This window comes from Pseudomonas fluorescens, from assembly GCF_902497625.1.
Lineage (GTDB): Bacteria > Pseudomonadota > Gammaproteobacteria > Pseudomonadales > Pseudomonadaceae > Aquipseudomonas > Aquipseudomonas fluorescens_BQ.
In genome coordinates this window covers 1-17,949 of the sequence record NZ_CABVGX010000034.1, presented here as the reverse complement: position 1 = coordinate 17,949, position 17,949 = coordinate 1, and the positions used below count along the sequence as shown (strand labels likewise).

General features: G+C 58.5%; 15 protein-coding genes, 4 tRNA genes and 1 pseudogene. 7 read left to right on the top strand and 13 right to left on the bottom strand.

Annotated elements, in window-relative coordinates:
- Positions 1 to 68 precede the first annotated feature (68 nt).
- Together erdR and F8N12_RS19465 are read left to right on the top strand one after the other, a co-directional pair.
- The gene (erdR, locus tag F8N12_RS19470) at positions 69 to 719 is read left to right on the top strand and encodes a response regulator transcription factor ErdR (protein WP_150580064.1); all 651 of its coding nucleotides are present in this window, start codon (positions 69 to 71) and stop codon (positions 717 to 719) included.
- Positions 720 to 794: 75 nt separating this feature from the next.
- Positions 795 to 1,157: a diacylglycerol kinase gene (locus tag F8N12_RS19465; RefSeq protein WP_150580063.1), complete on the top strand. Its 363-nt coding sequence runs from the start codon at positions 795 to 797 to the stop codon at positions 1,155 to 1,157.
- On the opposite strand, the gene F8N12_RS19460 is transcribed toward F8N12_RS19465, so the two are convergent.
- Complete coding sequence (locus F8N12_RS19460) at positions 1,154 to 2,080, bottom strand: LysR family transcriptional regulator (RefSeq protein ID WP_150580062.1); 927 nt, start codon at positions 2,078 to 2,080, stop codon at positions 1,154 to 1,156. The genes F8N12_RS19465 and F8N12_RS19460 overlap by 4 nt on opposite strands.
- Positions 2,081 to 2,228: 148 nt before the next feature.
- Between F8N12_RS19460 and fpr the strand changes: the two genes are divergently transcribed.
- Complete coding sequence (gene fpr / locus F8N12_RS19455; protein WP_007947184.1) at positions 2,229 to 3,008, top strand: ferredoxin-NADP reductase; 780 nt, start codon at positions 2,229 to 2,231, stop codon at positions 3,006 to 3,008.
- 184 nt (positions 3,009 to 3,192) lie between these two features.
- Here the strand turns inward: fpr and tsaA are convergent, their stop codons facing one another.
- From tsaA to rimO, 6 genes and pseudogenes are all read right to left on the bottom strand, one after another.
- Complete coding sequence (gene tsaA, locus F8N12_RS19450; RefSeq protein WP_150580061.1) at positions 3,193 to 3,891, bottom strand: tRNA (N6-threonylcarbamoyladenosine(37)-N6)-methyltransferase TrmO; 699 nt, start codon at positions 3,889 to 3,891, stop codon at positions 3,193 to 3,195.
- Between the two features lie 168 nt (positions 3,892 to 4,059).
- Positions 4,060 to 4,831, bottom strand: a pseudogene (locus F8N12_RS19445) (SDR family oxidoreductase).
- Between the two features lie 172 nt (positions 4,832 to 5,003).
- Positions 5,004 to 5,471 carry a DUF1456 family protein gene (locus tag F8N12_RS19440; protein ID WP_150580060.1) on the bottom strand — a complete coding sequence of 156 codons (468 nt, stop codon included), beginning with the start codon at positions 5,469 to 5,471 and terminating at the stop codon, positions 5,004 to 5,006.
- A 76-nt stretch (positions 5,472 to 5,547) separates the two neighbouring features.
- The gene (locus tag F8N12_RS19435; RefSeq protein WP_150580059.1) at positions 5,548 to 6,258 is read right to left on the bottom strand and encodes an rRNA pseudouridine synthase; all 711 of its coding nucleotides are present in this window, start codon (positions 6,256 to 6,258) and stop codon (positions 5,548 to 5,550) included.
- 187 nt (positions 6,259 to 6,445) lie between these two features.
- Positions 6,446 to 6,919: a GNAT family N-acetyltransferase gene (locus F8N12_RS19430; RefSeq protein WP_150580058.1), complete on the bottom strand. Its 474-nt coding sequence runs from the start codon at positions 6,917 to 6,919 to the stop codon at positions 6,446 to 6,448.
- Positions 6,920 to 7,030: 111 nt separating this feature from the next.
- Entirely contained in the window at positions 7,031 to 8,368 is a 1,338-nt protein-coding gene (gene rimO, locus F8N12_RS19425; RefSeq protein WP_150580057.1) for a 30S ribosomal protein S12 methylthiotransferase RimO, read from the bottom strand.
- A 288-nt stretch (positions 8,369 to 8,656) separates the two neighbouring features.
- Here rimO and F8N12_RS19420 point away from each other — a divergent pair, with 288 nt between their 5' ends.
- From F8N12_RS19420 to F8N12_RS19410, 3 genes are all read left to right on the top strand, one after another.
- Positions 8,657 to 10,558, top strand: coding sequence for a potassium transporter Kup (locus F8N12_RS19420; protein WP_150580056.1), 1,902 nt, complete (start codon positions 8,657 to 8,659; stop codon positions 10,556 to 10,558).
- A gap of 173 nt (positions 10,559 to 10,731) precedes the next feature.
- Positions 10,732 to 11,022: a type II toxin-antitoxin system Phd/YefM family antitoxin gene (locus F8N12_RS19415; protein WP_150580055.1), complete on the top strand. Its 291-nt coding sequence runs from the start codon at positions 10,732 to 10,734 to the stop codon at positions 11,020 to 11,022.
- An 11-nt stretch (positions 11,023 to 11,033) separates the two neighbouring features.
- The gene (locus tag F8N12_RS19410) at positions 11,034 to 11,321 is read left to right on the top strand and encodes a type II toxin-antitoxin system RelE family toxin (protein ID WP_150580054.1); all 288 of its coding nucleotides are present in this window, start codon (positions 11,034 to 11,036) and stop codon (positions 11,319 to 11,321) included.
- A 54-nt stretch (positions 11,322 to 11,375) separates the two neighbouring features.
- Here F8N12_RS19410 and F8N12_RS19405 read toward each other — a convergent pair whose 3' ends face one another.
- The 6 genes from F8N12_RS19405 to F8N12_RS19380 form a co-directional block, all read right to left on the bottom strand.
- Positions 11,376 to 12,665 (bottom strand): virulence factor family protein, encoded by a 1,290-nt coding sequence (locus F8N12_RS19405; RefSeq protein WP_150580053.1) that lies wholly within the window; start codon positions 12,663 to 12,665, stop codon positions 11,376 to 11,378.
- Positions 12,665 to 15,307 (bottom strand): bifunctional lysylphosphatidylglycerol flippase/synthetase MprF, encoded by a 2,643-nt coding sequence (mprF, locus tag F8N12_RS19400; protein ID WP_150580052.1) that lies wholly within the window; start codon positions 15,305 to 15,307, stop codon positions 12,665 to 12,667. Before mprF ends, F8N12_RS19405 begins: the two co-directional genes overlap by 1 nt.
- 273 nt (positions 15,308 to 15,580) lie before the next feature.
- A tRNA-Met gene (locus F8N12_RS19395) sits at positions 15,581 to 15,657 on the bottom strand.
- A gap of 219 nt (positions 15,658 to 15,876) precedes the next feature.
- Positions 15,877 to 15,953: transfer RNA gene (locus F8N12_RS19390), tRNA-Met, on the bottom strand.
- A gap of 219 nt (positions 15,954 to 16,172) precedes the next feature.
- Positions 16,173 to 16,249, bottom strand: a tRNA-Met gene (locus F8N12_RS19385).
- 219 nt (positions 16,250 to 16,468) lie between these two features.
- Positions 16,469 to 16,545: transfer RNA gene (locus tag F8N12_RS19380), tRNA-Met, on the bottom strand.
- A 300-nt stretch (positions 16,546 to 16,845) separates the two neighbouring features.
- Between F8N12_RS19380 and dinB the strand changes: the two genes are divergently transcribed.
- On the top strand, positions 16,846 to 17,907 hold the full coding sequence (gene dinB / locus F8N12_RS19375; protein ID WP_150581268.1) for a DNA polymerase IV: 1,062 nt from the start codon (positions 16,846 to 16,848) through the stop codon (positions 17,905 to 17,907).
- The last annotated feature ends 42 nt before the right edge of the window (positions 17,908 to 17,949 follow it).

Sequence of the window (17,949 nt, the reverse complement as noted above, 5' to 3'; positions counted from 1 at the left end):
ATCGTGCTCTGTTGGCGCAGTTGCGTGGCTGCACCTCCAGTTGTTTGAAAAACAGGATCAATAGAACAATGGCCACATACGAAATCCTGATTGCCGATGACCATCCGCTGTTTCGTTCCGCTTTGCATCAGGCGCTAACCCTGGGCCTCGGCCCTGACGTTCGTTTGGTGGAAGTGGCGAGCATTGCCGAGCTGGAGACCCGTCTGGATGAGAAGGCCGACTGGGATCTGGTCTTGCTCGATTTGAACATGCCCGGCGCCTACGGCTTTTCCGGGCTGGTGCTGCTACGCGGGCAGTATCCGCAGATTCCGGTGGTGATGATTTCCGCTCAGGAAGAAGCGACGATCATGGTGAAGTCCCGCGAGTTCGGGGCCAGCGGATTCATTCCCAAGTCGAGCGACCTGACTGTCATTCAAAAAGCCGTGCGGGCCGTGCTCGATGGCGATGTGTTCTGGCCGCCTCAGGCGTTCGAAGCCGTCATTGTTTCCGCCGAAGCGAAAGCCGCCAGTGAAGGCCTTGCCAGCCTGACGCCGCAACAGTTTCGAGTACTGACCATGGTCTGTGAGGGCTTGCTGAACAAGCAGATCGCATACGAGCTGAGCGTTTCCGAAGCGACCATCAAAGCTCATGTCACGGCGATATTCCGCAAGCTGAATGTGCGCACCCGTACCCAGGCTGCTTTACTGCTGCAACAGCTTGAGTCAATTTCCAGCCACTAGGGTTTGGCGTCTTCACGCTTTTTTGACTTTGATTGATCTAGCTTTCCCACTTTCTTTTGGTCAGTTGCCCACTCTATGTCTCCTTTCAAAGGCCAGACCGGCCTGAAACGCATCCTCAATGCCTCCGGTTATTCGCTGGATGGTCTGCGCGCCGCCTTCACCGGTGAAGCCGCTTTTCGGCAGTTGGTGTTGCTCAACGTCGTTTTGATTCCGCTGTCGTTTTTTCTGGATGTCAGCCGCGTCGAGCAGGCGCTGCTGATCGCCGTGTGTCTTCTGGCGCTGATTGTGGAGTTGCTCAACTCTGCGGTCGAAGCGGCGATTGACCGTATCTCGCTCGAGTTGCACCCTCTGTCGAAAAACGCCAAGGACATGGGCAGCGCTGCTCAGTTTGTGGCGCTGACCATGATCGGTCTGGTGTGGGCAGTGATTCTGCTTTAAGCAATATTAGGCAATACGATCTCGTCGCTGCGCTGAACCCCAGCGGTAAAAGCGCGGCACAGGTCGAGGAATTCGCGCATCGCCGAGGTCTGATATTTCTGTTTGTGCCAGATGAAGTAGAACTGCCGGGCGAGATCCAGGTCCGGTGTTTCCACCGGCACCAGGCTGCCACGGCGAAACGCGTCGCGTAGCGCCAGGCGCGATATGCAGCCAATCCCCAAACCTGATTCCACCGCGCGTTTGATCGCTTCGGTGTGCTCCAGCTCAAGACGAATGTTCAATCCGCTGCGATGATGACGCATGGCCTGATCAAAGGTCAGCCGAGTACCTGAGCCCTGTTCACGCAAGATCCAGGCTTCCTGACTGAGTTCGTCCATCGTTGCCGCACCGCGGCTGGCCAGCGGATGTTGCGGTGCGCAGAACACTACCAGCTCATCTTCCACCCAGCTCTGCACCTCGATGTCCGGGTGGCTGCAATCGCCTTCAATCAGACCCAGATCAATTTCATAGTGAGCGACTTGTTGCACGATGTTGGCGGTATTTTGCACGTGCAGCTTCACCTGGCTTTCCGGGTGACGTTGCATGAAGCTGCCGATCAGCAAGGTCGCCAGATAATTGCCGATGGTCAAGGTGGCGCCGACCGCCAGCGAGCCGAAACCTGACTTGCCGTTTAGCAAGTCTTCGATCTCCTTGGCCTGATCGAGCAGTGCCACCGCTTGCGGCAGTAACTGTTTACCGAGGGCGTTGAGGCTCAGCCGTTTGCCGGCGCGATCAAACAGCTGGCAGCTGGATTGGCGCTCGAGTTCGGTGATCGAGGTGCTCGCCGCCGATTGTGAGAGGTTGAGCGTCAGCGCGGCACGGGATACGCTTTCCTGCTGGGCGACGGCGACGAATACTTGAAGTTGACGGAGAGTAAATCGCATATCTATATAACCGATAACCCTTATCTTAATAATCCATTTAACAGATATTGTTACTGCTATTAGAATGCGATGCAATTGCGCACAACTGTTTTTTTCAAGCAGCAGGCGCCAAGCACGCGCAGACCAAATTCCCAGGAGTCCCACGTACATGAGCAACATGAACCACGAGCGTGTCCTCAGTGTTCATCACTGGAATGACACTCTGTTCAGCTTCAAGTGCACCCGCGATCCGGGCCTGCGCTTCGAGAACGGTCAGTTCGTGATGATCGGCCTGCAACAACCCAACGGCCGGCCGCTCATGCGGGCTTACTCGATTGCCAGCCCGAACTGGGAAGAGCATCTCGAGTTTTTCAGCATCAAGGTGCCTGACGGTCCGCTGACTTCCCAGTTGCAGCATCTGAAGGAAGGCGACGAGATCATCATCAGCAAGAAGCCTACCGGCACGCTGGTTCTGGATGACTTGAAGCCTGGCAAACATTTGTACCTGCTCAGTACAGGTACCGGTCTGGCGCCGTTCATGAGCGTCATCCAGGACCCGGAAACCTACGAGCGTTTCGAGAAAGTGATCCTTTGCCACGGCGTGCGTTACGTCAACGAAGTCGCTTACCGCGAGTTCATCACCGAGCACCTGCCGCAGAACGAATTTTTCGGCGAGTCCCTGCGTGACAAGTTGATCTACTACCCGACCGTGACCCGCGAACCGTTCGAGAACGAAGGCCGTTTGACCGACCTGATGCGCAGCGGCAAGCTATTCAGCGACATCGGTCTGCCACCGATCAACCCGCAGGACGACCGCGCCATGCTGTGCGGTAGCCCGAGCATGCTCGACGAAACCAGCGAAGTCTTGAACAGCTTCGGCCTGAAGGTTTCGCCGCGTATGCGCGAGCCGGGTGATTACCTGATCGAGCGAGCATTTGTCGAGAAGTAAGAAACCACTGCACTGCTCTACTTGTGGGAGCGAACCTGCTCGCGATAGCGGACTGTCCGTCAACGTCATCGTTGAATGTTACGCCGCCATCGCGAGCAGACTCGCTCCCACATGGGTTTGATGGTGACCATCGAAAAGCCCGCGTTGCCTTCAGAGGTAGCGCGGGCTTTTGCGTTTTTGGCGTTCAACCCTTAACGGTAATAACTTCCAGGACCCGGATCAGACCCACCTCGGGGTAATGCCAACGCACATCCACATCCCACAATTGCGCGCCGTATTCACGCTCCGGGACCGTGGTTTGATACGCCGGGCGCGGATCCTGCGCCAGACATTGCTCAATCAGGGCAACCAAGGGCTCGTCAAGGCGCTGAGCATGCTCGTGAGCCTGGATCAGCGCCGTATCCGTCCACTGCACAGCAATCAGCTGCGGCGCTGCGCTGGCGATGGTGTTGGAGGCCGAGTCGATGATGTCGGCGTACGGCACGTAGGGCTTGATGTCGAGAATGGGTGTGCCATCCAGCAGATCAATGCCGGATATCCACAGGCGATCGGCCTCCACCTTATCCAGCTTGACCACGGATTGACCGATGCCATTCGGCCGGTGCGTGGCTCGGGTGGCAAAAACGCCCATGGATTTGTTGCCACCCAGGCGAGGAGGGCGGACTTTCAAGCGCGGCTTGTCCTCCAGCGCCTGATGAAACAGAAACAGTAGCCAGACGTGGCTGACCTGCTCCAGACCTTGCACGGCTTCGCCCTGATTGAAGGGTGCGACCAGTTCCAGTACACCGCGAGCGGCCGGGGCCAGTTGTGGCTGGCGCGGGATGGCGAACTTCTCCTTGAAGCAGGAGCGCACGAAGCCGATCGGGGAAACGCTGTAGGTCATGGTCTGGGGTCGAGGCGGGAATCTGGGCGGGCATGATAACCCGATCAAACTGAATTCAGGGGTGCTTGTGCCGGCCACTTCGCGAGCAGGCTCGCTCCCACAGGTGATCTATGGTGCACAGGAGATCCAGTGTGGGAGCGAGCCTGCTCGCGATGGCCGCAACGCGGATTACAGACTGAACCCACCATCCAGAGGAATAATATTCCCGGTCATATACGCTCCCGCCGTACTCGCCAGACTGATCGCCAGCGCCGCCATTTCTTCCTCACGCCCCCAACGTTTCATCGGAATCAACGCCGTATCCTCCGCCAGCGCCTGCTCATCGTTCCCGATATGCTGGGTCATCTTGCTCGGAAACCGTCCTGGTGCAATCACGTTGACGTTGATGTGCTGACCCACCAGTTCTCGCGCCAGAATCCGCGACAATTGATGCAGCGCTGCCTTGCTCGGCCCATAGGCGTAAGCCTGTTCGCCGAAGGACGAAAATACCCGCCACTGAGCCGATGTTGATGATGCGCGCCGGATTTGCGGCCGAGCCGGCTTTGCGCAGCAGGGGCAGAAACTGCTGGATGCAGTTGAACACTGAGGTCACGTTGAGCTGCATGACTTTTTCCCAGCCCTTCACCGGATAGCTTTCCAGCGGGGCACCCCATGTGGTGCCCGCGTTGTTGACCAGGATGTCCAGATGCGTGATCTGTTGTCCCAACCGCGTCGCCAGTTGCTGTACGCCCGCTTCAGTGGCGAGGTTTGCTGCGACCCCGTGGCATCGGCCAAGCGCACTGAGTTCGTCAGCCGTTTGCTGGCAGGCTTCGGCATCGCGGGAGCAGACGTAGACGGTGGCGCCGGCCTCGACATAAGCCTTGGCAATCATTTTGCCAATACCACGGGTGCCGCCGGTCACCAGAGCGGTGCGGCCTTGCAGGGAAAAGTATGGGTGCATGGCAAATCCTGAGAGCTGAGGGTGATTACACCCTAGTCGTCAGCCGCATGAAGCGGAGCCACTATTTTTGCGAGGAATGGGGGGCCATTCGGCCCAGATACAAGCTGCAAGCTGCAAGCTGCAAGAGGATCGGGTTCCGCTTCAAGCTTGCAGCTTGCAGCTTGCAGCTTTTTTACGCTCTCACTCGCAGAGTGAGCCCCTTGAGGAAGTTGCGCAGCAACTGGTCGCCGCACGGGCGATAGTTGGTGTGGCCGAACTTGCGGAACAGTGCGCTCAGTTCCGGCTTGGAGACCGGGAACTCGGAAGCTTTGAGAATGGCGTGCATGTCGTCTTCCTTCAGTTCGAAGGCCACACGCAGTTTCTTCAGGATGATGTTGTTGGTCACTGGCGTTTCGATCGGCTGCGGCGGACGGCTTTCGTCCTTGCCGCGTTTGAAGGTCACCAGGCCATCAAGGAAATGCGCCATGACCTCGTCCGGGCAACGTACGAAGCCTTCTTCGTCCTCCTCTTTCTTGTCGAGGTACGTCTGCAAATCCTCGAGGCTCACGTCCATGCCGCCGAGCTTGATGATCTCGATGACTTTCTTGTCGCTGATGTCGAGCATGTAGCGCACGCTGCGCAGTACGTCGTTATGAATCATGGTGTGCAATCCTGATATTCAGCAGTGGGCGCCGCTTACACAGCGACGCCGAAAAAGTGGGGCGGCGTGACAAGTCTTAAAACTTTTCTTTGCCGGACAGGTAGCGCCATTGGCCCAGCGGTACTTTGCCGATGGACACGCCGCCTATGCGGATGCGCCGAATCGCAACGACCTTGAGGCCTACGGCCTGGCAGAACAGGGCGATGACCCCCGGTTGCGGGTTCTTCATCGCAAAGCGCAGACGGTTTTCGTTCTGCCAGCTGGCTTTCACCGCCGGCAGTTCCTTGCCCTTGTACGTCAGGCCGTGATTCAGACGGTTGAGGCCGTGAGCCACCATCTCGCCTTCAACCTCGACCACATACTCCTGCTCGATTTTTGCGGCATCGGCGGTCAGCTTGCGCAGGATCTTCCAGTCCTGAGTGAACACCAACAGACCGCTGGCGTTGGCCTGCAGATCAGTGCTGGCGGTCAGGCGCAGGAAGTGGCCCTTGAGCGGGCGTTTGCTGAAGCGATGTTCTTCGCTCAGGGTTTCGGCGCTGATGGTAGCCATGGCCGTTTCCGCGTCCATGTCAGCAGGAACGTTGAACAGAATAGTCACCGGCTCTGGCGCAGTAGCCTGGGCTTGCGGATCGAGCTCGACCTTCTGCGTGTCGACCTTGAATTGCGGCTCGTCGATGACCTCACCGTCCACGGTGACCCAGCCGCCCTCAATGAACAGCTCAGCCTCCCGACGGGAACAGCCGACGAGTTCGATGAGGCGTTTGGAGAGACGAATCGGGTCAGTCATGACAGGGCCGTAACAAAAAAGGGGTAGGCATTGTACCTGCCTGGCGCCGGTTAATCGCGGGTCCATTTCAGTACGGCTGAATTTCCTGTGGGAGCTGGCCTGCCAGCGATTGCATCACCTCGGTGTATCTGACAAACCGTAGCGTCTGCATCGCTGGCAGGCCAGCTCCCACAGGGGTTCTATGGCGTCAGGCATGTTGTGAACGCTGCTGGTTTTGGCGCAACCGCATGTGCAGCAACGGATAAGGCTGATCCATCCCGTCCACCTCCGAGCGGCCGACCACCTCGAAACCCTGCTTGAGGTAAAACGCCAGCGCCTGGGTATTCTGCTCGTTGACGTCCAGCTGATCGGCGTTGAACTGCTCCATGGCGTAACGCAGCAACTGCTTGCCCAAACCCTGACCCCGATGGGCCGGATCGATGAACAGCATTTCAATCTTGCCCACCGCGACCCCGGCAAAACCGGTGATGCGTTGCCGCGAATCTTTGGTGCAGACCAGCATCACCGCATCCAGGTAGCGGGTCAGTACCAGATTTTTCAGCAGTTCAATGTAGCTGTCGGGCAGAAAATCATGGGTGGCGCGCACCGAGGCTTCCCATACCCGCGTGAGTTCCACGTAGTCGCGCTGTCTCGGCGTGTGAATGACCGAATGTTGGCCCATGGCCGGGGCTCCTTGAGTCGTTGGTGTCATGCGTCCTTTTCACCCTCAAACGATAGACCTAAAAAAGCCCCGCATCTCGCCAGGAGAGCAGGGCTTTCGTATTTTTTGCTTTTAGATCTGTTCAGCCCACAGGTCGTATTCGTCGGCATCGGTCACTTTGCACCAGACTTTATCGCCCGGTTTCAGGTTGCTGCCGTTGTCGATGAACACGTTGCCGTCGATTTCCGGGGCATCGAAGAAGCAGCGGCCGACCGCGCCTTGCTCGTCGACTTCATCGACCAGCACTTCGATTTCACGGCCAACGCGCATTTGCAGACGTGCCGAGCTGATCGCTTGCTGATGCGCCATGAAGCGGTCCCAGCGATCCTGCTTGACGTCGTCCGGCACGATCTCCAGGTCCAGCAGGTTGGCCGGCGCGCCTTCAACCGGCGAGTACTGGAAGCAGCCGACGCGGTCGAGTTGGGCCTCGGTCAGCCAGTTAAGCAAATACTGGAAGTCTTCTTCGGTCTCGCCAGGGAAGCCGACGATGAAGGTCGACCGGATGATCAGGTCCGGGCAGATCTCGCGCCAGTTCTTGATGCGCGCCAGGGTCTTGTCTTCAAACGCCGGGCGTTTCATTGACTTGAGGACTTTCGGGCTGGCGTGCTGGAACGGGATGTCCAGGTACGGCAGGATTTTCCCGGCAGCCATCAGCGGAATCAGCTCGTCGACGTGCGGATACGGGTAAACATAGTGCAAGCGCACCCATACGCCGAGGCTGCTCAGGGCTTCGCAGAGTTCGGTCATGCGGGTTTTCACCGGCGCGCCGTTCCAGAAACCGGTGCGGTATTTCACGTCGACGCCGTAGGCGCTGGTGTCTTGCGAAATCACCAGCAACTCTTTGACGCCGGCCTTGACCAGGCGCTGGGCCTCGTCGAGCACGTCGCCGACCGGACGGCTGACCAGTTTGCCGCGCATCGAGGGGATGATGCAGAAGCTGCAGCTGTGGTTGCAGCCTTCGGAAATCTTCAGGTACGCGTAGTGACGCGGCGTCAGCTTGATCCCTTGCGGTGGCACCAGATCGATCAGCGGGTTGTGATCCTGGCGCGGCGGCACGGCGTCATGCACGGCATTGACCACTTGCTCGTACTGCTGCGGACCGGTCACGGACAGCACGCTTGGGTGAATCTTGCGAATGTTGCCTTCTTCCACGCCCATGCAGCCGGTAACGATGACCTTGCCGTTTTCCTTGATCGCTTCGCCGATCACTTCCAAAGATTCAGCCTTGGCCGAATCGATGAAGCCGCAGGTGTTCACCACCACGACGTCTGCGTCCTGATACGTGGACACCACGTCATAGCCTTCCATGCGCAGCTGGGTAAGGATGCGCTCGGAGTCGACCAGTGCTTTGGGGCAACCCAGGGATACGAAACCAACCTTTGGATTGGCCGGCGCAGGAGCTGTGGACATGTCTAACCTCGGTATTTGTGACGCCTGATGCCGAGGGCGGCAAGGCGGCTGACGGGCACTTGGTATGCCTCTGATCAAAAAGTGCGCAATTCTAGCGATGGGACGCGCACTTGACCAGCTTTATGCGGGGAAATACGACGAGTGCTGCGCTATGCTTCGCGGTTTTGAGCTTTATCGATTTTTCGCAGTCAACAAAACGTCTGTAACAGTTAGTAAAACAGCGCATGCTGCGCAGCTAAGCATAGTGCTTTTTCCGAAGAAGTCCGGTCTGGGTATCAGGAGTGTGGGATGGGTCAGGCAAGTAGTCAGACGGCGGGCGCGGAACATTCGGCGGCGAAGCCGATCGGCATGTTGGTCGCAGCGGTCGGGGTAGTTTATGGCGACATCGGCACAAGCCCTCTGTACACCCTCAAGGAAGTGTTCTCAGGAGGTTACGGCGTGCCCGTCAATCATGACGGCGTGCTGGGGATTCTGGCACTGATCTTCTGGTCGCTGATTTGGGTGGTCTCGATCAAATACATGATGTTCGTGCTGCGGGCCGACAACCAGGGCGAGGGCGGCATCATGGCCTTGACCGCGCTGGCTCGGCGCGCGGCGGCAGGGCATGCGAAGTTGCGTAGCCTGCTGGTGGTTTGCGGTCTGATCGGCGCGGCGCTTTTTTACGGTGACAGCATGATCACCCCGGCGATTTCCGTACTGTCGGCGGTAGAGGGCCTGGGCCTTGCGTTCGATGGCATCGACCATTGGGTGGTGCCATTGTCTTTGATCGTGCTGGTCGCGCTCTTTTTGATTCAACGTCACGGCACTGCGCGAATCGGCATTTTGTTCGGCCCGATCATGGTCACCTGGTTTTTGGTGCTGGGCGCGTTGGGCGTCTACGGCATCCTGCAACACCCCGAAGTGTTGCAAGCGATGAACCCGGCCTGGGCCGTGCGCTTTTTTGTCGTGCATCCGGGCATGGGCGTAGCGATCCTTGGCGCCGTGGTGCTGGCCTTGACCGGCGCCGAGGCACTGTACGCCGACATGGGCCACTTCGGCCGCAAGCCGATTGCCCGCGCTTGGTTCATCCTCGTGTTGCCGGCGCTGATGCTGAATTACTTCGGGCAGGGCGCACTGCTGCTCGGCGACCCGGAAGCAGCACGCAACCCGTTCTATCTGCTGGCGCCAAGCTGGGCGCTGATTCCGCTGGTTGGTTTGTCGACCATGGCCACGGTGATTGCCTCGCAAGCGGTGATCTCCGGTGCGTTTTCCCTGACCCGTCAGGCGATCCAGCTCGGCTATATTCCGCGCATGCACATCCAGCACACCTCCAGCGCCGAACAGGGTCAGATCTACATTGGCGCGGTTAACTGGTCGCTGATGGTCGGCGTGATCCTGCTGGTGCTGGGTTTCGAGTCTTCCGGCGCGCTGGCTTCGGCTTACGGCGTGGCCGTGACCGGCACCATGCTGATGACCACCATCCTGGTGTCGGCGGTGATCCTGCTGCTGTGGAAGTGGCCGCCTATTCTGGCGGTTCCGCTGTTGCTCGGTTTCCTGCTGGTGGACGGTCTGTACTTCGCCGCCAATGTGCCGAAAATCATTCAGGGCGGCGCGTTCCCGGTGATCGCCGGTATCGCACTGTTCGTCCTGATGACCACCTGGAAGCGCGGCAAGCAGCTGCTGGTCGAGCGCATGGACGAGGGCGGGCTGCCGCTGCCGATTTTCATCAGCAGTATTGCCGTGCAACCGCCGCATCGGGTTCAGGGTACCGCCGTGTTCCTCACCGCGCGCCCGGACGCTGTGCCCCACGCGTTGCTGCACAACCTGTTGCATAACCAGGTGTTGCACGAACAAGTGGTGCTGCTGACGGTGGTATACGAAGACATCCCGCGCGTACCTCCGACCCGTCGCTTCGAGGTCGAGTCCCACGGTGAAGGCTTCTTCCGGGTGATCCTGCACTTCGGCTTCGTCGACGAGCCGGATGTGCCGCAAGCGCTGACATTGTGTCACCTGAGCGACCTCGATTTCAGCCCGATGCGTACCACCTACTTCCTCAGCCGCGAGACGGTCATTGCCTCCAAACTGGAAGGCATGGCCCGCTGGCGCGAGGCGTTGTTCGCGTTCATGTTGAAGAACGCCAATGGCAATTTGCGTTTCTTCAATCTGCCGCTGAATCGGGTGATTGAGTTGGGGACGCAGGTGGAGATGTAAGGCTGCGGCATCAAAAAGCCCCCGTTGCCGTGAAGGTGGCGGGGGCTTTCTTGTACGCGGGCGAGGACAGTTGGTCGCTCTTGCTCGATTGGCGGTTGATAGATGTCTAATTCAACGCAATACTTTGCGTAGAACTGTGTGTTCAATTTGCATGTTGGTGTAGAGAGGTGAGTATGACGGCATTACTAGAGCGTGCTGACCAAGCGATATCTGTAACAGCGATGGTCAGGGGCTTCAGCGCGAGGCTTAAGGAGATTTCCAGTCGCGCCACTGAGCGATTGGTCATTTTCAAAGACAATCAACCAGCAGCGGTGATCATCAATGTCGATGCCTATCAGGAAATGCTCGACGAGCTGGATGACCTTCGGATTGAAGTCGCCGCTCGGGAACGCTTGACCGGTTTTGATGAGGCTCAGGCAGTCAGCCATGACGATATGCGGGCACGGTACGCCAGAAAAGACTAAAGGAGCTGGGGATGGTGTGGGGCGTTATCTATCACCCGGATGTCCAAAAGGATCTGGACCTACTGGGAGCTGTTGCGGCAAATCGCATTCTGGATGTGATCGAAGAGCGGATTATCAACGGTGAGCCAGACAAGAGCGGTAAACCACTGAGAGCGAGCCTCGCAGGTTGTAGACGAATTCGAACTGGCGACACGCGGATTGTTTATCGAGTTAACGGGAAGGCGATCCAGGTATTGATTGTTGCGGTCGGTGCTCGACGTGACGCAGAGGTTTATGACGCCGCAGAGCGTCGATTGTAAGCAAAAGCCCTCGTTGCCTTCACGGTAGCGGGGGCTTTTTGTTTGCGGCTCAGATTACTCTTGAGCGACTTTGCCCTGCCGCTTCTCGATCACGTCCACCAGCCGCTTGGCCAGCGCCGGGTAGTTCTCGTCGAAGTGATGACCGCCCGGCAGCTTGATCGCTTCACCAACAGCCGTCTTGTCGGTGCAGCCGCTTTCATCGGCTTCTTCTTCACCGTAGATGCACGCGACCTTAGCGGCGGGCAATCTGGCCATTTCCGGGCCGGTGGCGGCTTCTTTGCCGGCGTTGCCCAGCCAGCCCTCGACTTCGATTTCGAAGCTGCCGGTGCGGGCGAAGGCGAGCAGGATGATGGCGTCGATGCGTTGCTGTTCGGACGGTTCCAGACGGTTGTAGATTGCCGGCAGGACATCGGCTCCGAAGGAGTAGCCGGTGAGGATGAAGCGTTTGGTGCCCCATTTCTGCCGGTAGTGCTGCATCAACTCGGTCAGGTCGAGCGCACTTTGCTCGGGACTTTTGTGCTGCCAGTAGTAGCGCAGGGTGTCGATGCCGACCACCGGATAGCCGATCTTGGCCATTTCTCCAGCGACGTCTTTATCTAGATCCCGCCAGCCACCGTCGCCGGAGAGGAACAGGGTGACGGTGTCCTTGGCCTGACCCGCCGGCACTTCCACGACCGGGATCTGCAAGCCGCCAGCGGCCTTGTCACCACCGACGAGAATTTTGCGCAGTTCGTTGTTCAGCACCTGCGGCAGATTGATGTCGTAGTCGCTGATGCTGGTCTCGGCGTTTGGTTGATCGCGTACGAAACCGGCGCTGGTGTCGTCCGGGTTGTCATTCCAGGCAACCAGCCAATGGCCGTGGGTTGCGCTTTTTGGCAGCAAGTGGGTGCAGCCGGGTTTTTCCAGGGCCAGGTCGACCGAGACAGCCTGAGCCTTGTTGTCCTTTTGCTCCGACAACCAGCGCCAGGCCAGCACGGCGCCCGGACCAATACCGCTGACCAGCGTCGCCGGGCCGTTCAGCGCTCTCAATCCGGTTTGCAGGGCGCGAGTTTGCAGCAGGCAATCCGTCGGCAGGATCACCTGGACGATCTGCGCCGAGCCTGAGCGGCTCAACGTCATCAACTGTTTATCGCTAAGTTTCTGCTCGGCATTCACTGCCACCAGCACTTGCGCGCGCGGTGCGTTACCTGGAATGACGCGGGTCATGGCAGGGCCGTCGGCCGCCGTCAGCGTTTCGAGTGTCGGTTCGGGCGCAGGGCGGTTCATATACCAATAAGCGCCACCGACAATCACGGCCAGCACTAGTAGCGTGGCCAATACATAGCGCAAGGAGCGTCGAATCATCAGCGTTTCACCAGTCCAGTCAGGCCGCCGGCAATCAGGGCGGCGGTGTCGGCCAGCGCAACCAGCGGATCGAGTCCGGCGGGCACGGCCATATAACGGGGTTCCCAGTCTGGCTGGAACTTGTCTTTGAAGCGGCGCAAGCCTTGGAAGTTGTACAGCTGCTCACCACGGCGGAACACCATCGAACCCAGGCGCTGAGTCAACGGTGCGCCACGCCGGGGCTGCAAGCCCGACAGCGGCACCATGCCCAGGCTGAAGCGCGCGTAGCCATGACTCTTATAATGTTGAAGAAGGCCGACCATCATGAATTCCATGGTCAGCTTGGGGGCTTGCGGGTGCGCGCGCATCAGGTCAAGGCTGGCCAGATCGTGACTGTAAGTCTCGAGCAGGTTGGCGAACGCCACCGGTCGCCCTTCGAAACGAATCACCGCGATGCGGAAGTGTTTAAGGTAGTCGTCGCTGAAACGGCCGAGCGAGAAGCCTTTCTCGCGCACATTCTTGCCCGTCAGCCAGGCATCGGAAATCACCTTGAGCTCATCCATCGGCGCCTGCCCGGGTTCATGGATCTCCAGCGACAGGCCATCGCGAGTGCCACGATTCCAGGTGTATCGCAGGTCTTTCATCTCTTTGCCTTTGGCTTCGAGATCAAAACGCAGCAAATCGACCCGTGCCTCTTCGCCGAGCTTGATCGCCGTGAGACCGATGTCCATGTAGTAAGGCAGGTTCTCGGCGCGCACTTGATAGAACACGGGGCGGGCGTGATGCAGATCGCAGAGGTCACGGAACTGCCAGATCATTTCCGCGCGTTGCAGGCCGGGACCGATCGGGTCGTACAGGGCCACCAGGCTACGGCCCCGCCGCGCGTACATCAGAAAGGCTTCGTCATTGGGATGAAACAGCAACGCCTTGTCGCCGGTCAGGGCCAGGCCGCCGTCCGGTTGCGCAGAAGCCATGAGGATTTTTGCCGCGCGATCCAGTTCATCCGGTGTCGGCAGGTGGATGACCGGGCGTGCAGTGCGCAGCAGCCAGGTCAGCGAGACCACCAGCAACAGCACGGCCGCGCCCAGTAGCGAGCGCAAACCGCGCGGCGCATCGGCGTCCAGGGTGAACTGCCACCACAGCTGATGGCTATAAGGAACATCTTGATAAGCGAACAGCAACAGCCAGATCGATGCCCCCAGTACGCACAGGCTCGACACCAGATACAGCGGCGAAAAAGGCAGTTCAGTCAGGCGGCTGGGGCGATAGAACGAACGCCGAAAAACCCCGAGCAAACTCGCGGTCAGCGTCATCAGGCAGGCTTCTTCCCAGTCGAACCCTTTGAGCAGCGAGAGCAGGGCGCCGACCAGCAGTAAAATGGTGGTCAGCATCCACGCGGCTGACAAACGCCGACGCAAGCCCTGAGCCAGCAACAAGCACAGCACACCGACCAGGCTGGCGCCGAAGTGCGAAGCGTCGACCAGGCGATGCGGGATCAGAAAACCGATGTGTTCCAGGCGGGTGTCAATCTCCGGGGTCACGCCGGAAAACAGCAGCACCACGCCGGACAGAAATACCAGCAACGCAAGAATCGGCGCCGCCATACCCGACGCCGCACGCAGGCTTTGACGTGTCTGAAACAGGCGCTGGCCTTCGTTGATCAGCAGCAGCAAGCAAGCGACCAGCAATGGCAGCACGACATAAATCAGCCGATAGAGCAGAAGCGCAGCAGCCAGCGGAGCGGCGCCCAGTTTATCGGCGAAAGCGGCCAGCAGAATGGCTTCGAAGACGCCCACTCCGCCGGGCACATGGCTGAGTACGCCCGCGGCCAGGGCCAGCAGATACACGAGCAGGAACGCACCGAACGGTGGCGCTTCTGGCAGCAACAGATAAAGCACGGTGGCTGCGGCGGCAACGTCGAGGGCGGTAATGATCAGTTGCAGAAAAGTCAGGCGGCGACCCGGAAGACGCAAGGTGCGGCGCCCGGCCTTGACCAGCAGGTTGTCCGGGTAAGGCTGCTCCGGCAGGCGGCGACGGTAGATGCCGATGGCCAACGCGGCGAACAACACCAATACAGCGGCAGCGACTGTCCCCAGCAATGTTTCCGAAAAACCCAGCGCAGCGGAAGCCGCGGGCAGGTTGCTCAATGTTGCGAGCGCCGCCAGCGGGGGCAGGGCGCAACCGAGCGAGAGGCTGGCAAACAGGGTCATGTGAGCGACTTCCGACGCTCCCAGGCCGTGACGCGCATATAGCCGGTAACGAACCGAGCCGCCCGACAGCATCGAGAGACCGATGGCATTGCCGATCGCGTAGGCCGTGAAGCCGCCCAGTGCGAGAGTACGCGGTGCTAGGCTCACGCGGGCATAGCGGCTGGCGGACCATTCGTATCCGAGCAGGATGATGAAGCCGACAATGGTCGCCGCCACCGCACCGAGCAATGCCGGCTTTGGCACATTGAGAATCGAGTCGTGCAGCGCGTACAGGTCGAGTTCGCTGAGCAGATGACGACAGGCAATAAGCGCGATGGCGAACAATAGAAGCGTCACCGTCAGGCCGATGGGCTGACGGTATTTGCTCACACGATCGAGCAAGCGCAAACGCTCGGCTTTGATCGGTTGTGTCGCGGTGACGGAGTCTTGTGAATCAGACGAGTTGGCGCGCATCAATCACCTCTTGGATTGTGCGCGACAGGATGGGGGTATCCAGCCGAGTTACCAATCCCTGCAAGAAAAAATAATTCCAAATATTACGCCGCATGCTGTTTATCGGCGATGGCGATGCAGTCTCGAGCGGTCCAGAGTTCAGGTCTGAGCGTGGTTCTGTCTCGAAAATTGCTGGCCGAGACCATGTGTCAAAGCGAGGCATGTCATTGTTGCGAAGAGGTTTTTTAGCGGACACAAAAAAGGCCACTCTTTCGAGTAGCCTTTCTTGATGTTTGGTTGCGGGAGCCGGATTTGAACCGACGACCTTCGGGTTATGAGCCCGACGAGCTACCAGACTGCTCCATCCCGCGTCTGTGTGGCGGCATTCTACAGGCGAACGGCGGGGTGTCAACCGCTAATATTTAATAAGCGTCAATTACTTACGTATCGCGTCAAACGGTCGCAGGGGAGGGGCAGGTTTCCGGATCAGCGCGGATTCTCGTTCGTAACGGCAGAATCTTTGATCGCTTCTTCTGTAAAACAGGCGCGCACAAAAAAGGCCACTCTGTCGAGTAGCCTTTTTTGATGTTTGGTTGCGGGAGCCGGATTTGAACCGACGACCTTCGGGTTATGAGCCCGACGAGCTACCAGACTGCTCCATCCCGCGTCTGTGTGGCGGCATTCTACAGGCGAACGGCGGGGTGTCAACCGCTAATATTTAATAAGCGTCAATTACTTACGTATCGCGTCAAACGGTCGCAGGGGAGGGGCAGGTTTCCGGATCAGCGCGGATTCTCGTTCGTAACGGCAGAATCTTTGATCGCTTCTTCTGTAAAACAGGCGCGCACAAAAAAGGCCACTCTGTCGAGTAGCCTTTTTTGATGTTTGGTTGCGGGAGCCGGATTTGAACCGACGACCTTCGGGTTATGAGCCCGACGAGCTACCAGACTGCTCCATCCCGCGTCTGTGTGGCGGCATTCTACAGGCGAACGGCGGGGTGTCAACCGCTAATATTTAATAAGCGTCAATTACTTACGTATCGCGTCAAACGGTCGCAGGGGAGGGGCAGGTTTCCGGATCAGCGCGGATTCTCGTTCGTAACGGCAGAATCTTTGATCGCTTCTTCTGTAAAACAGGCGCGCACAAAAAAGGCCACTCTGTCGAGTAGCCTTTTTTGATGTTTGGTTGCGGGAGCCGGATTTGAACCGACGACCTTCGGGTTATGAGCCCGACGAGCTACCAGACTGCTCCATCCCGCGTCTGTGTGTCGGCATTCTACAGAGGATCGCCAGCGTGTCAACCTTCGATACAGATAAAACTGTTCAGGTTCAATCGCTTAGCAGGACACAAGGCTCGGCGACCCGGCTGAAAGCCACGTATGGCAAGGGCTCCAGCTCTATTAGCCAGTGAGTGTCGATTGAGAAAATAAATTCATCGGTTACTCTTCCTACACAGTACAAAGAAGATTCGCGGTACTGGTGCTATATACAGTTGTCAGTGAGATACTGCGCGTCCTACGCACTTTGACTTCGTTTCTGCCTGATGAACGCCGCTTTTATATGACACAGCGAAAAATCATCCACGTCGACTGCGACTGCTTTTATGCGGCCATCGAAATGCGTGACGATCCTCAACTGGCCGGAAAACCGCTGGCGGTAGGTGGCTCGGCAGACCGCCGAGGGGTTATCGCTACCTGTAACTATGAAGCTCGGGCTTATGGCGTGCGCTCCGCGATGTCGTCGGGGCATGCCCTGAAGCTGTGCCCGGACCTGACCATCGTCAAGCCGCGCATGGACGCTTATAGAGAAGCGTCAAAGGAAATCCACACGATCTTCCGCGATTACACCGAGTTGATTGAGCCGCTCTCCCTCGATGAAGCATACCTCGATGTTTCCGACAGCGCGCATTTCGGCGGCAGCGCCACGCGCATCGCTCAGGAAATTCGAAGACGCGTGTCCAACCAGTTGCACATCACCGTTTCAGCCGGCGTCGCGCCGAACAAGTTTCTCGCCAAGATCGCCAGCGACTGGAAGAAGCCTAACGGCCTGTTCGTCATCACGCCCGATCAGGTCGAAGATTTCGTCAGCGCGCTGCCGGTCAGCAAGCTGCACGGCGTCGGCAAAGTCACAGCGGACAAATTGAACAGGCTCGGTATCGTCGACTGCTCGCATCTGCGTGATTGGAACAAGCTGGCGCTGGTGCGGGAATTCGGCAGTTTTGGCGAAAGACTGTGGAGCCTGGCCCGCGGGATTGATGACCGGCTGGTGCACAACGACAGTCGTCGGCAGTCGATCAGCGTCGAAAACACTTACGACGTCGATTTGCCGGATCTGGTCAGTTGCCTGGATAAATTGCCGGAGTTGCTGCAAACACTGGCGGGGCGCATGGCGCGTATTGACAGCAGCTACCGGCCGGGCAAGCCGTTCGTCAAAGTGAAGTTTCACGACTTTACCCAGACCACGCTGGAGCAGGCTGGGGCAGGGCGGGATTTAGGCAGTTACCAGTTGCTGTTGACTCAGGCGTTCAATCGCGGCGGGAAACCGGTGAGGTTGCTCGGGGTCGGGGTGAGGCTGGAGGATTTGCGCGGTGGGTTTGAGCAGATGGAGTTGTTTGAGCGGTGACAGCCAGAAACTAAAGATCGCAGCCTGCGGCAGCTCCTACGG